Here is a 15,409-nt window from a genome sequence, read left to right on the forward strand (position 1 = left end):
CTATCAATTTTGAAAATCTGTGAAAAAGCATTATTTTCGCAATATATAAAATTACAAAAGTAATAATGGTAAAAGATTTATTTGAAAGAATTAAAGAAGATAAAGAGCCTTTAGGAAAATGGGCAGATAAAGCAGAAGGTTATTTTGTGTTTCCTAAATTAGAAGGACCAATTTCTAACAGAATGTCTTTTAATGGTAAGAAAGTAATTACTTGGAGTATTAATGATTATTTAGGATTAGCAAATCATCCAGAAGTATTAAAAGTAGATGGAGAATCAGCTTCAACTGACGGATTAGCATACCCAATGGGAGCTCGTATGATGTCAGGTCACACTAAATATCATGAGCAATTAGAGCAAGAATGTGCTGAATTTGTAGATAAAGAAGCAGCATATTTAGTAAACTTCGGATATCAAGGAATGGTTTCGGCTATCGATGCTTTGGTTAATAAAGATGATATTATTGTATATGACATGGATACGCATGCATGTATTATAGACGGAGTTCGTTTACATTCAGGTAAGCGTTTTGTTTATCGTCATAACGATATCGAAAGTTGTGAGAAAAACTTAAAAAGAGCTACAAGAATGGCTGAAAAAACTGGTGGTGGAATTCTATTAGTTTCAGAAGGTGTTTTTGGTATGCGTGGTGAACAAGGTCGTTTAAAAGAAATTATAGCATTAAAAGAAAAATATAACTTCAGAATTTTAGTCGACGATGCTCATGGTTTCGGAACCCTAGGTGAAGGAGGTAAAGGAACTGGTTTTGAGCAAGGTGTTCAGGATGGTATCGATGTGTATTTTGCAACATTTGCAAAATCTATGGCTGGTATTGGAGCTTTTTTTGCAGGAGACAAAGATGTAGTACAGTATTTACAATACAACATGAGGTCTCAAATGTTTGCTAAATCTCTACCAATGCCAATGGTAAAAGGAGCATTAAAACGTTTAGATATGATGCGTACAATGCCTGAGTTAAAAGAGAACTTGTGGAAAATTACAAACTCTTTACAATCTGGTTTACGTAATGCTGGTTTCGACTTAGGAACAACGCAAACCTGTATCACACCCGTGTTTTTAAAAGGAGAAATTCCAGAAGCAATGGCAATGGTACAAGATTTACGTGAAAACCATGGGGTGTTTTGTTCAATTGTAGTATATCCAGTAATTCCTAAAGGATTAATTATTTTAAGATTAATACCAACAGCAAGGCATACACAAGTAGATGTGGATGAAACAATTGTTGCATTTACAGGAATAAGAGAAAAATTAGAAAACGGAACGTATAAAAAAGTTGCAGAAGCTATAATGGCTGAGTAATAAATTAAGATTGAAACAAAAAAACTCATGAAATATTTCATGAGTTTTTTTGTTTTAAAAAAGAAACGAATACATTTGGGTGTCTTTTAGATAAATAGAAAAAATGAAAAAAATTTTACACTTATATATAATGTTCTTTGTTACTATTTCGATAGGTCAAATAAAAGATACGCTCCCAAACTTTAATGATGAGTATTTTTTAATAAAAGACGGAGACAGTTTAATGATAGCATTAAACGAAGTTGCTATTTTACCAAAACATAAATATAAAGATAAGTCAGATGCCCGTTATTATTTTTGGTTCCGACGAAAAGTATTTAAAGCATATCCCTATGCTGTATTAGCTACAAAAAGAATAGACAGTGTAGCACTGCGTCTAACAAAAATAAAATCGAAGAGAAAGAAAAGAAAGTATATTAAAAAAACACAAAAATATTTAGAAAAAGAATTAACAAAACCATTAAAAAAATTAACAAGAACAGAAGGAAGGTTGTTGTTAAAGTTAATTCATCGGCAATCAGGTAAAACAGCATTTAATAATATAAAAGAGTTGCGAAGTGGTTGGAAAGCTTTTTGGTATAATGCAACAGCCAATATGTTTAAGTTATCATTAAAGTCTGAATACTTTCCTGAAAAAGAAAACGAAGATTTTTTAATAGAAGATGTCTTACAACGGGCTTTTATCGATGAAAAATTAGAATATCAAGAGTCAAAATTAAAAAAAGAGTATTTATCGATAGTATCAAAAGGGCGAGGTGTTGTAAATGTAGAGTTTTATAAGAAGATGTTTGCAAAGCAGCAAAAAAAGCGAGCGAGAAAAAATAAAAGCAAGAAAAAGTAATTAAAGGGATTTGTTATGAAGCTTAAAAAGTTTCATGGCGTGTCAATTTCTTTAAAATTGTCGGGCTTTCACTACTCGCTTTTTTACTGAAAATGGTAAAAAGAGCTCAAACAGAGAGCCTGTATTGAGCATAGTCGAAATGTTCAATCCCTCACGCGAAGAGCACAATTCATTAACAATATAAGAACAAAACCATAAAAGACAAGATTAAAACAGTTGTTAAGTAGTTGTATAACAGCGATAATAAAATACTTTAAAAAAAAGGTAAAAAAGGTAGTTGTTATGTTAAAAAAGGAATCTATATTTGCACCCGCTAAGGGAAAAACGAGTATTTAGAACTTAGCAAAGTTCATTAAGATAAGGGTTAAGATATCATCAAAAAAAGGTAAAAAATAAGTTAATTTTTACTTGTTTAAATCGAAAGAAAGAGAGTGTCTTTGCAGTCCGTTTTAAATGCGGAGGTTCATTAAAATCCAGTAAAAAATAACTTTAAAATAACTTCAAAAAAGTTTTGTCAGTTTTAGAAAAGTTTATAGATTTGCAACCGCTTTAAGAGAGTGAAGCGATCAGAGAAATTTTGGAATGATTTTGTAATAAGAATCAGTTAGTTCGAATCTAGCATTTCTACAAGAAGGTTGAGTTAAAGAGATGAGATAATACTTGTCATTGGCGACTTGCCAAGTTCATTGAAAATATTGAAATTGACAGCGTAAACAAAGAGTAGAATAACCACGTTCTAATTCGTTAGAACAAATTCTTTTGAAACTTATTCATTAATATTATTTAAAATATACAATGAAGAGTTTGATCCTGGCTCAGGATGAACGCTAGCGGCAGGCTTAACACATGCAAGTCGAGGGGTAACATTGTGCTTGCACAGATGACGACCGGCGAACGGGTGCGTAACGCGTATAGAATCTGCCTTGTACAGGAGGATAGCCTTTAGAAATGAAGATTAACACTCCATAATGTATAGAAGAGGCATCTCTTTTATATTAAATATTTATAGGTACAAGATGACTATGCGTCCTATTAGCTAGATGGTAAGGTAACGGCTTACCATGGCAACGATAGGTAGGGGGTCTGAGAGGATTATCCCCCACACTGGTACTGAGACACGGACCAGACTCCTACGGGAGGCAGCAGTGAGGAATATTGGTCAATGGAGGCAACTCTGAACCAGCCATGCCGCGTGCAGGATGACTGCCCTATGGGTTGTAAACTGCTTTTATACAGGAAGAAACATTCCCTCGTGAGGGAACTTGACGGTACTGTAAGAATAAGGACCGGCTAACTCCGTGCCAGCAGCCGCGGTAATACGGAGGATTCAAGCGTTATCCGGAATCATTGGGTTTAAAGGGTCCGCAGGCGGTCAATTAAGTCAGAGGTGAAATCCCGTCGCTCAACGACGGAACTGCCTTTGATACTGGTTGACTTGAGTTATACGGAAGTAGATAGAATAAGTAGTGTAGCGGTGAAATGCATAGATATTACTTAGAATACCGATTGCGAAGGCAGTCTACTACGTATATACTGACGCTCATGGACGAAAGCGTGGGGAGCGAACAGGATTAGATACCCTGGTAGTCCACGCCGTAAACGATGGATACTAGTTGTTGGGTTTATTCTCAGTGACTAAGCGAAAGTGATAAGTATCCCACCTGGGGAGTACGGTCGCAAGACTGAAACTCAAAGGAATTGACGGGGGCCCGCACAAGCGGTGGAGCATGTGGTTTAATTCGATGATACGCGAGGAACCTTACCAGGGCTTAAATGTAGAGTGACAGGGCTAGAGATAGCTTTTTCTTCGGACACTTTACAAGGTGCTGCATGGTTGTCGTCAGCTCGTGCCGTGAGGTGTCAGGTTAAGTCCTATAACGAGCGCAACCCCTATTGTTAGTTGCTAACAGGTCATGCTGAGGACTCTAGCGAGACTGCCGGTGCAAACCGTGAGGAAGGTGGGGATGACGTCAAATCATCACGGCTCTTACGTCCTGGGCTACACACGTGCTACAATGGTATGGACAATGAGCAGCCACTATGCGAATAGGAGCGAATCTATAAACCATATCACAGTTCGGATCGGAGTCTGCAACTCGACTCCGTGAAGCTGGAATCGCTAGTAATCGGATATCAGCCATGATCCGGTGAATACGTTCCCGAGCCTTGTACACACCGCCCGTCAAGCCATGGAAGCTGGGGGTGCCTGAAGTTCGTTACCGCAAGGAGCGACCTAGGGTAAAACTGGTAACTAGGGCTAAGTCGTAACAAGGTAGCCGTACCGGAAGGTGCGGCTGGAACACCTCCTTTCTAGAGAAAGATGGTGAGTTACAAAAGGGAAATTTTACTCTTTGCTGTTAATTTTAAAAAAACACTAATAACAAGCTATTATAGTCTCATAGCTCAGCTGGTTAGAGCGCTACACTGATAATGTAGAGGTCGGCAGTTCGAGTCTGCCTGAGACTACAAAAAGGCAAGTTATTAGAAAGGAAATTCTGGAAACAAGAGGATTCGACATTCAAATCTGGATAGTAATCTAGAGTTTTATAATGGGGGATTAGCTCAGTTGGCTAGAGCGCTTGCCTTGCACGCAAGAGGTCATCGGTTCGACTCCGATATTCTCCACCAGGTAGCACCTGGAGGCAATTTATTAAAATTGTTTCAGAGTGCTATAAGAATCAATTTGATAAAATACATATCAATTGCGATTCGCAATGTTCATTGACATATTGGTAAAATGATATCGTAAAGAAATCAAGATAGAGAAGTTAATCTTCGGATTAACAACAATATTTTTATAAAAATAAATAATTATAAAGAGCTCGTTCTAAATAGTAATATTTAGAGCAAAAAGTACAATAAGCTAAATAAGGGCGTATGGCGGATGCCTAGGCTTTCAGAGGCGATGAAGGACGCGATAAGCTGCGATAAGTAACGGGGAGAAGCACATATTTTATGATCCGTTAATTTCCGAATGGGGCAACCCGGTATGTTGAAGACATATCACCTCGTAAGAGGGGCAAACCCGGTGAACTGAAACATCTAAGTAACCGGAGGAAGAGAAAACAATAGTGATTCCGTTAGTAGTGGCGAGCGAACGCGGATTAGCCCAAACCATATTTGTTACGGCAAATGTGGGGTTGTAGGGCTGCGACATTAGAATCTAAGTGAACTAGAATTGTCTGGAAAGACAAACCGAAGAGAGTGATAGTCTCGTATAGGTAAGCGAAGAAGATATAGCAGTACCCTGAGTAGTGCGGGACACGAGTAATCCTGTATGAATCCACCGGGACCATCCGGTAAGGCTAAATACTCCTGAAAGACCGATAGTGAACTAGTACCGTGAGGGAAAGGTGAAAAGAACCCTAAGTAAGGGAGTGAAATAGAACCTGAAACCGTACGCCTACAAGCGGTCGGAGCACATTAACTGTGTGACGGCGTGCCTTTTGCATAATGAGCCTACGAGTTACTGTTACTAGCAAGGTTAAGGATTTAAGGTCCGGAGCCGAAGCGAAAGCGAGTCTGAATAGGGCGACCATAGTTAGTAGTAGTAGACGCGAAACCGAGTGATCTACCCATGGGCAGGTTGAAGCTGTAGTAACATACAGTGGAGGATCGAACCAGTAAACGTTGAAAAGTTTTTGGATGACCTGTGGGTAGGGGTGAAAGGCCAATCAAACTCGGAAATAGCTCGTACTCCCCGAAATGCATTTAGGTGCAGCGTTGAGCGAAAGTTTTATAGAGGTAGAGCTACTGATTGGATGCGGGGGCTTCACCGCCTACCAATTCCTGACAAACTCCGAATGCTATAAAATGTTACTCAGCAGTGAGGGCATGGGTGCTAAGGTCCATGTCCGAGAGGGAAAGAACCCAGACCATCAGCTAAGGTCCCCAAATATATGTTAAGTTGAACTAACGAGGTGAAACTGCTTAGACAGCTAGGATGTTGGCTTGGAAGCAGCCATTCATTTAAAGAGTGCGTAACAGCTCACTAGTCGAGCGGTTTTGCATGGATAATAATCGGGCATAAACATATTACCGAAGCTATGGATTTACGTTGAAAGACACGTAAGTGGTAGGGGAGCATTCTATTTGCGCCGAAGGTGTTCTGTAAGGGATGCTGGAGCGGATAGAAAAGAAAATGTAGGCATAAGTAACGATAAAGGGGGCGAGAAACCCCCTCACCGAAAGACTAAGGTTTCCTCAGCGATGCTAATCAGCTGAGGGTTAGTCGGGTCCTAAGGCGAATCCGAAGGGAGTAGTCGATGGATAACAGGTTAATATTCCTGTACTTCTTATAATTGCGATGGGGTGACGGAGTAATGAAAGCACCGCGAACTGACGGAATAGTTCGTTGAAACATGTAGCTATTGGCACTGTAGGTAAATCCGCAGAGCTAGGTGAAATGTGATAGTACAACAAATCTTCGGATGCGTTGATAGTGTGCCTAAAGGCTTCCAAGAAAAACCTCTAAGCTTCAGATTATGAGAACCCGTACCGTAAACCGACACAGGTAGTTGGGATGAGAATTCTAAGGTGCTCGAGTGATTCATGGCTAAGGAACTAGGCAAAATCGACCCGTAACTTCGGGAGAAGGGTCGCCCATCTTCGGATGAAGCCGCAGTGAAAAGGTCCAGGCGACTGTTTATCAAAAACACAGGGCTTTGCTAAATTGAAAGATGATGTATAAGGCCTGACACCTGCCCGGTGCTGGAAGGTTAAGTGGAGTTGTTAGCTTCGGCGAGGCAATGAAATGAAGCCCCAGTAAACGGCGGCCGTAACTATAACGGTCCTAAGGTAGCGAAATTCCTTGTCGGGTAAGTTCCGACCTGCACGAATGGTGCAACGATCTGGACACTGTCTCAGCCATGAGCTCGGTGAAATTGTAGTATCGGTGAAGATGCCGATTACCCGCAGCGGGACGAAAAGACCCCGTGAACCTTTACTATAGCTTCGTATTGGTTTTGGATAAGTAATGTGTAGGATAGGTGGGAGACTATGAAGCGGCGTCGCTAGGCGTTGTGGAGTTGTCCTTGAAATACCACCCTTTGCTTATCTAGAATCTAACTCAGCAATGAGAACAGTGCGTGGTGGGTAGTTTGACTGGGGTGGTCGCCTCCAAAAGAGTAACGGAGGCTTCTAAAGGTTCCCTCAGCACGTTTGGTAACCGTGCGTAGAGTGCAATGGCATAAGGGAGCTTGACTGAGAGACATACAGGTCGATCAGGTACGAAAGTAGAGCATAGTGATCCGGTGGTTCCGCATGGAAGAGCCATCGCTCAAAGGATAAAAGGTACTCCGGGGATAACAGGCTGATCTCCCCCAAGAGCTCACATCGACGGGGGGGTTTGGCACCTCGATGTCGGCTCGTCACATCCTGGGGCTGGAGAAGGTCCCAAGGGTTGGGCTGTTCGCCCATTAAAGTGGCACGCGAGCTGGGTTCAGAACGTCGTGAGACAGTTCGGTCTCTATCTGCTGTGGGCGTTAGAAATTTGAGTGGATTTGACTTTAGTACGAGAGGATCGAGTTGAACTAACCTCTGGTGTATCAGTTGTTCCGCCAGGAGCACTGCTGAGTAGCTACGTTGGGAAGGGATAAGCGCTGAAAGCATATAAGCGCGAAACCCACCACAAGATGAGATTTCTTTAAAGGGTCGTGGAAGATTACCACGTTGATAGGATACAGGTGTAAAGGCAGTAATGTCATAGCCGAGTATTACTAATAACCCATAGGCTTATGTAGAAGTCTTGCTCTCGAAAGGGAGCAAGCGCAACTCTTTTGATAATTTACGATATGATTTTACTAGTATGTTAACTTATACAGTTGAAATATACTGAACGATTTAAGGTGATTATCGCAATGGGGCTCACCTCTTTCCATCCCGAACAGAGAAGTTAAGCCCATTTGCGCCGATGGTACTGCCAATGGTGGGAGAGTAGGTCGTTGCCTTTCTTTTAAACCTCAATCTGAAAAGATTGAGGTTTTTTTTGCGCTAAACTCAAATGAAGTTGTAAAAAACTGAAAGATGGAGGGGAAAGGGTGTTAGGAAAAGGAAAAAAGGATAATAGATCAAGAGTGAAGTAATTGAATCTAGTTCTAGAATGTGTTTTTATTAAAGTTATATTAGAAGATAGGCTAGTTAAAGATAAAAAGGAACTTTCTATATACCCAAAAGAACAAATAAATAAAAAGCAACACTCTTTAATAATATTTAAGCAAAGTTTTATGGGTATAAACAAGGGAGAAATAAATAAAATGATGGCGATAATAACTGTTTCTAATAGTTTTATTTATATTAAAATAAACCTTTTCCAACACAATGTAAGAACACTACCCTCTTTATTAAGCTTGTCTTGATTAAAAAAGCATGATTTTATTGGATTTATTTATAGTTCTTATAAGTGAATATGGTATAATAAGAGTTGATGTTGATAGAAAAAAATAGCTGTATCTCATCCAGGAGAACCATTCAAAAGAATTAAATGAACCTATTGAAGTATTTTTCATAAAAAACAAGCGTTAAATATTCAGTTAAAGTCTTGATAAATAAGGAGTGATAAAATACTTTAAAAAAAGGCAAAAAAGGTAGTTGTTATGTTAAAAAAGGAATCTATATTTGCACCCGCTAAGGGAAAAACGAGTGTTTAGAATTTAGTAAAGTTCATTAAGATAAGGGTTAAGATATCATCAAAAAAAGGTAAAAAATAAGTTAATTTTTACTTGTTTAAATCGAAAGAAAGAGAGTATCTTTGCAGTCCGTTTTAAATACGGGAGTTCATTAAAATCCAGCAAAAATTAAACTAAAAAAAACTTCAAAAAATTTTTGTCAGTTTTAGAAAAGTTTATAGATTTGCAACCGCTTTAAGAGAGTGAAGCGATCAGAGAAATTTTGGAATGATTTTGTAATAAGAATCAGTTAGTTCGAATCTAGCATTTCTACAAGAGGGTTGAGTTAAAGAGATGAGATAATACTTGTCATTGGCGACTTGCCAAGTTCATTGAAAATATTGAAATTGACAGCGTAAACAAAGAGTAGAATAACCACGTTCTAATTCGTTAGAACAAATTCTTTTGAAACTTATTCATTAATATTATTTAAAATATACAATGAAGAGTTTGATCCTGGCTCAGGATGAACGCTAGCGGCAGGCTTAACACATGCAAGTCGAGGGGTAACGTTGTGCTTGCACAGATGACGACCGGCGAACGGGTGCGTAACGCGTATAGAATCTGCCTTGTACAGGAGGATAGCCTTTAGAAATGAAGATTAACACTCCATAATGTATAGAAGAGGCATCTCTTTTATATTAAATATTTATAGGTACAAGATGACTATGCGTCCTATTAGCTAGATGGTAAGGTAACGGCTTACCATGGCAACGATAGGTAGGGGGTCTGAGAGGATTATCCCCCACACTGGTACTGAGACACGGATCAGACTCCTACGGGAGGCAGCAGTGAGGAATATTGGTCAATGGAGGCAACTCTGAACCAGCCATGCCGCGTGCAGGATGACTGCCCTATGGGTTGTAAACTGCTTTTATACAGGAAGAAACATTCCCTCGTGAGGGAACTTGACGGTACTGTAAGAATAAGGATCGGCTAACTCCGTGCCAGCAGCCGCGGTAATACGGAGGATCCAAGCGTTATCCGGAATCATTGGGTTTAAAGGGTTCGCAGGCGGTCAATTAAGTCAGAGGTGAAATCCCGTCGCTCAACGACGGAACTGCCTTTGATACTGGTTGACTTGAGTTATACGGAAGTAGATAGAATAAGTAGTGTAGCGGTGAAATGCATAGATATTACTTAGAATACCGATTGCGAAGGCAGTCTACTACGTATATACTGACGCTCATGGACGAAAGCGTGGGGAGCGAACAGGATTAGATACCCTGGTAGTCCACGCCGTAAACGATGGATACTAGTTGTTGGGTTTATTCTCAGTGACTAAGCGAAAGTGATAAGTATCCCACCTGGGGAGTACGGTCGCAAGACTGAAACTCAAAGGAATTGACGGGGGCCCGCACAAGCGGTGGAGCATGTGGTTTAATTCGATGATACGCGAGGAACCTTACCAGGGCTTAAATGTAGAGTGACAGGGCTAGAGATAGCTTTTTCTTCGGACACTTTACAAGGTGCTGCATGGTTGTCGTCAGCTCGTGCCGTGAGGTGTCAGGTTAAGTCCTATAACGAGCGCAACCCCTATTGTTAGTTGCTAACAGGTCATGCTGAGGACTCTAGCGAGACTGCCGGTGCAAACCGTGAGGAAGGTGGGGATGACGTCAAATCATCACGGCCCTTACGTCCTGGGCTACACACGTGCTACAATGGTATGGACAATGAGCAGCCACTATGCGAATAGGAGCGAATCTATAAACCATATCACAGTTCGGATCGGAGTCTGCAACTCGACTCCGTGAAGCTGGAATCGCTAGTAATCGGATATCAGCCATGATCCGGTGAATACGTTCCCGAGCCTTGTACACACCGCCCGTCAAGCCATGGAAGCTGGGGGTGCCTGAAGTTCGTTACCGCAAGGAGCGACCTAGGGTAAAACTGGTAACTAGGGCTAAGTCGTAACAAGGTAGCCGTACCGGAAGGTGCGGCTGGAACACCTCCTTTCTAGAGAAAGATGGTGAGTTACAAAAGGGAAATTTTACTCTTTGCTGTTAATTTTAAAAAAACACTAATAACAAGCTATTATAGTCTCATAGCTCAGCTGGTTAGAGCGCTACACTGATAATGTAGAGGTCGGCAGTTCGAGTCTGCCTGAGACTACAAAAAGGCAAGTTATTAGAAAGGAAATTCTGGAAACAAGAGGATTCGACATTCAAATCTGGATAGTAATCTAGAGTTTTATAATGGGGGATTAGCTCAGTTGGCTAGAGCGCTTGCCTTGCACGCAAGAGGTCATCGGTTCGACTCCGATATTCTCCACCAGGTAGCACCTGGAGGCAATTTATTAAAATTGTTTCAGAGTGCTATAAGAATCAATTTGATAAAATACATATCAATTGCGATTCGCAATGTTCATTGACATATTGGTAAAATGATATCGTAAAGAAATCAAGATAGAGAAGTTAATCTTCGGATTAACAACAATATTTTTATAAAAATAAATAATTATAAAGAGCTCGTTCTAAATAGTAATATTTAGAGCAAAAAGTACAATAAGCTAAATAAGGGCGTATGGCGGATGCCTAGGCTTTCAGAGGCGATGAAGGACGCGATAAGCTGCGATAAGTAACGGGGAGAAGCACATATTTTATGATCCGTTAATTTCCGAATGGGGCAACCCGGTATGTTGAAGACATATCACCTCGTAAGAGGGGCAAACCCGGTGAACTGAAACATCTAAGTAACCGGAGGAAGAGAAAACAATAGTGATTCCGTTAGTAGTGGCGAGCGAACGCGGATTAGCCCAAACCATATTTGTTACGGCAAATGTGGGGTTGTAGGGCTGCGACATTAGAATCTAAGTGAACTAGAATTGTCTGGAAAGACAAACCGAAGAGAGTGATAGTCTCGTATAGGTAAGCGAAGAAGATATAGCAGTACCCTGAGTAGTGCGGGACACGAGTAATCCTGTATGAATCCACCGGGACCATCCGGTAAGGCTAAATACTCCTGAAAGACCGATAGTGAACTAGTACCGTGAGGGAAAGGTGAAAAGAACCCTAAGTAAGGGAGTGAAATAGAACCTGAAACCGTACGCCTACAAGCGGTCGGAGCACATTAACTGTGTGACGGCGTGCCTTTTGCATAATGAGCCTACGAGTTACTGTTACTAGCAAGGTTAAGGATTTAAGGTCCGGAGCCGAAGCGAAAGCGAGTCTGAATAGGGCGACCATAGTTAGTAGTAGTAGACGCGAAACCGAGTGATCTACCCATGGGCAGGTTGAAGCTGTAGTAACATACAGTGGAGGATCGAACCAGTAAACGTTGAAAAGTTTTTGGATGACCTGTGGGTAGGGGTGAAAGGCCAATCAAACTCGGAAATAGCTCGTACTCCCCGAAATGCATTTAGGTGCAGCGTTGAGCGAAAGTTTTATAGAGGTAGAGCTACTGATTGGATGCGGGGGCTTCACCGCCTACCAATTCCTGACAAACTCCGAATGCTATAAAATGTTACTCAGCAGTGAGGGCATGGGTGCTAAGGTCCATGTCCGAGAGGGAAAGAACCCAGACCATCAGCTAAGGTCCCCAAATATATGTTAAGTTGAACTAACGAGGTGAAACTGCTTAGACAGCTAGGATGTTGGCTTGGAAGCAGCCATTCATTTAAAGAGTGCGTAACAGCTCACTAGTCGAGCGGTTTTGCATGGATAATAATCGGGCATAAACATATTACCGAAGCTATGGATTTACGTTGAAAGACACGTAAGTGGTAGGGGAGCATTCTATTTGCGCCGAAGGTGTTCTGTAAGGGATGCTGGAGCGGATAGAAAAGAAAATGTAGGCATAAGTAACGATAAAGGGGGCGAGAAACCCCCTCACCGAAAGACTAAGGTTTCCTCAGCGATGCTAATCAGCTGAGGGTTAGTCGGGTCCTAAGGCGAATCCGAAGGGAGTAGTCGATGGATAACAGGTTAATATTCCTGTACTTCTTATAATTGCGATGGGGTGACGGAGTAATGAAAGCACCGCGAACTGACGGAATAGTTCGTTGAAACATGTAGCTATTGGCACTGTAGGTAAATCCGCAGAGCTAGGTGAAATGTGATAGTACAACAAATCTTCGGATGCGTTGATAGTGTGCCTAAAGGCTTCCAAGAAAAACCTCTAAGCTTCAGATTATGAGAACCCGTACCGTAAACCGACACAGGTAGTTGGGATGAGAATTCTAAGGTGCTCGAGTGATTCATGGCTAAGGAACTAGGCAAAATCGACCCGTAACTTCGGGAGAAGGGTCGCCCATCTTCGGATGAGCCGCAGTGAAAAGGTCCAGGCGACTGTTTATCAAAAACACAGGGCTTTGCTAAATTGAAAGATGATGTATAAGGCCTGACACCTGCCCGGTGCTGGAAGGTTAAGTGGAGTTGTTAGCTTCGGCGAGGCAATGAAATGAAGCCCCAGTAAACGGCGGCCGTAACTATAACGGTCCTAAGGTAGCGAAATTCCTTGTCGGGTAAGTTCCGACCTGCACGAATGGTGCAACGATCTGGACACTGTCTCAGCCATGAGCTCGGTGAAATTGTAGTATCGGTGAAGATGCCGATTACCCGCAGCGGGACGAAAAGACCCCGTGAACCTTTACTATAGCTTCGTATTGGTTTTGGATAAGTAATGTGTAGGATAGGTGGGAGACTATGAAGCGGCGTCGCTAGGCGTTGTGGAGTTGTCCTTGAAATACCACCCTTTGCTTATCTAGAATCTAACTCAGCAATGAGAACAGTGCGTGGTGGGTAGTTTGACTGGGGTGGTCGCCTCCAAAAGAGTAACGGAGGCTTCTAAAGGTTCCCTCAGCACGTTTGGTAACCGTGCGTAGAGTGCAATGGCATAAGGGAGCTTGACTGAGAGACATACAGGTCGATCAGGTACGAAAGTAGAGCATAGTGATCCGGTGGTTCCGCATGGAAGAGCCATCGCTCAAAGGATAAAAGGTACTCCGGGGATAACAGGCTGATCTCCCCCAAGAGCTCACATCGACGGGGGGGTTTGGCACCTCGATGTCGGCTCGTCACATCCTGGGGCTGGAGAAGGTCCCAAGGGTTGGGCTGTTCGCCCATTAAAGTGGCACGCGAGCTGGGTTCAGAACGTCGTGAGACAGTTCGGTCTCTATCTGCTGTGGGCGTTAGAAATTTGAGTGGATTTGACTTTAGTACGAGAGGACAGAGTTGAACTAACCTCTGGTGTATCAGTTGTTCCGCCAGGAGCACTGCTGAGTAGCTACGTTGGGAAGGGATAAGCGCTGAAAGCATATAAGCGCGAAACCCACCACAAGATGAGATTTCTTTAAAGGGTCGTGGAAGATTACCACGTTGATAGGATACAGGTGTAAAGGCAGTAATGTCATAGCCGAGTATTACTAATAACCCATAGGCTTATGTAGAAGTCTTGCTCTCGAAAGGGAGCAAGCGCAACTCTTTTGATAATTTACGATATGATTTTACTAGTATGTTAACTTATACAGTTGAAATATACTGAACGATTTAAGGTGATTATCGCAATGGGGCTCACCTCTTTCCATCCCGAACAGAGAAGTTAAGCCCATTTGCGCCGATGGTACTGCCAATGGTGGGAGAGTAGGTCGTTGCCTTTCTTTTAAACCTCAATCTGAAAAGATTGAGGTTTTTTTTGCGCTAAACTCAAATGAAGTTGTAAAAAACTGAAAGATGGAGGGGAAAGGGTGTTAGGAAAAGGAAAAAAGGATAATAGATCAAGAGTGAAGTAATTGAATCTAGTTCTAGAATGTGTTTTTATTAAAGTTATATTAGAAGATAGGCTAGTTAAAGATAAAAAGGAACTTTCTATATACCCAAAAGAACAAATAAATAAAAAGCAACACTCTTTAATAATATTTAAGCAAAGTTTTATGGGTATAAACAAGGGAGAAATAAATAAAATGATGGCGATAATAACTGTTTCTAATAGTTTTATTTATATTAAAATAAACCTTTTCCAACACAATGTAAGAACACTACCCTCTTTATTAAGCTTGTCTTGATTAAAAAAGCATGATTTTATTGGATTTATTTATAGTTCTTATAAGTGAATATGGTATAATAAGAGTTGATGTTGATAGAAAAAAATAGCTGTATCTCATCCAGGAGAACCATTCAAAAGAATTAAATGAACCTATTGAAGTATTTTTCATAAAAAACAAGCGTTAAATATTCAGTTAAAGTCTTGATAAATAAGGAGTGATAAAATACTTTAAAAAAAGGCAAAAAAGGTAGTTGTTATGTTAAAAAAGGAATCTATATTTGCACCCGCTAAGGGAAAAACGAGTGTTTAGAATTTAGTAAAGTTCATTAAGATAAGGGTTAAGATATCATCAAAAAAAGGTAAAAAATAAGTTAATTTTTACTTGTTTAAATCGAAAGAAAGAGAGTATCTTTGCAGTCCGTTTTAAATACGGGAGTTCATTAAAATCCAGCAAAAATTAAACTAAAAAAAACTTCAAAAAATTTTTGTCAGTTTTAGAAAAGTTTATAGATTTGCAACCGCTTTAAGAGAGTGAAGCGATCAGAGAAATTTTGGAATGATTTTGTAATAAGAATCAGTTAGTTCGAATCTAGCATTTCTAC

The 15,409-nt window shown here is 40.9% G+C and carries 2 protein-coding genes, 4 tRNA genes and 6 rRNA genes; all 12 read left to right on the forward strand.

Features of this window, described 5'->3' with window-relative positions:
• Window positions 1-65 precede the first annotated feature (65 nt).
• The 12 genes from PG912_RS05330 (at window position 66) to rrf (PG912_RS05385) (ending at window position 14,421) form a co-directional block, all read left to right on the forward strand.
• Window positions 66-1,319, forward strand: a complete 1,254-nt coding sequence (locus PG912_RS05330) for an aminotransferase class I/II-fold pyridoxal phosphate-dependent enzyme (protein ID WP_275688774.1) — start codon at window positions 66-68, stop codon at window positions 1,317-1,319.
• Between the two features lie 103 nt (window positions 1,320-1,422).
• Entirely contained in the window at window positions 1,423-2,160 is a 738-nt protein-coding gene (locus PG912_RS05335; protein WP_275688775.1) for a DUF4294 domain-containing protein, read from the forward strand.
• A gap of 792 nt (window positions 2,161-2,952) precedes the next feature.
• Window positions 2,953-4,470, forward strand: a 16S ribosomal RNA gene (locus PG912_RS05340).
• Window positions 4,471-4,552: 82 nt separating this feature from the next.
• A tRNA-Ile gene (locus PG912_RS05345) sits at window positions 4,553-4,626 on the forward strand.
• Window positions 4,627-4,711: 85 nt separating this feature from the next.
• Window positions 4,712-4,788: transfer RNA gene (locus PG912_RS05350), tRNA-Ala, on the forward strand.
• Window positions 4,789-5,016: 228 nt separating this feature from the next.
• Window positions 5,017-7,900 (forward strand): 23S ribosomal RNA (locus PG912_RS05355).
• Window positions 7,901-8,002: 102 nt separating this feature from the next.
• Window positions 8,003-8,111: ribosomal RNA gene (gene rrf, locus PG912_RS05360) — 5S ribosomal RNA — on the forward strand.
• 1,152 nt (window positions 8,112-9,263) lie between these two features.
• Window positions 9,264-10,781 (forward strand): 16S ribosomal RNA (locus PG912_RS05365).
• 82 nt (window positions 10,782-10,863) lie between these two features.
• Window positions 10,864-10,937: transfer RNA gene (locus PG912_RS05370), tRNA-Ile, on the forward strand.
• A gap of 85 nt (window positions 10,938-11,022) precedes the next feature.
• Window positions 11,023-11,099 (forward strand) — tRNA-Ala (locus PG912_RS05375).
• Between the two features lie 228 nt (window positions 11,100-11,327).
• Window positions 11,328-14,210 (forward strand): 23S ribosomal RNA (locus PG912_RS05380).
• Window positions 14,211-14,312: 102 nt separating this feature from the next.
• Window positions 14,313-14,421: ribosomal RNA gene (gene rrf / locus PG912_RS05385) — 5S ribosomal RNA — on the forward strand.
• Together the 16S, 23S and 5S rRNA genes with 4 tRNA genes alongside form the textbook arrangement of a ribosomal RNA operon.
• The last annotated feature ends 988 nt before the right edge of the window (window positions 14,422-15,409 follow it).

The organism is Tenacibaculum retecalamus (genome assembly GCF_027941755.1).
In the GTDB taxonomy this organism is placed as follows: domain Bacteria; phylum Bacteroidota; class Bacteroidia; order Flavobacteriales; family Flavobacteriaceae; genus Polaribacter; species Polaribacter haliotis_B.

Excerpts from the sequence above, each read along its gene's own strand:
- PG912_RS05330 (WP_275688774.1), top strand. The coding sequence starts at position 66 with ATGGTAAAAGATTTATTTGAAAGAATTAAAGAAGATAAAGAGCCTTTA.
- PG912_RS05335 (WP_275688775.1), top strand. The coding sequence starts at position 1,423 with ATGAAAAAAATTTTACACTTATATATAATGTTCTTTGTTACTATTTCG.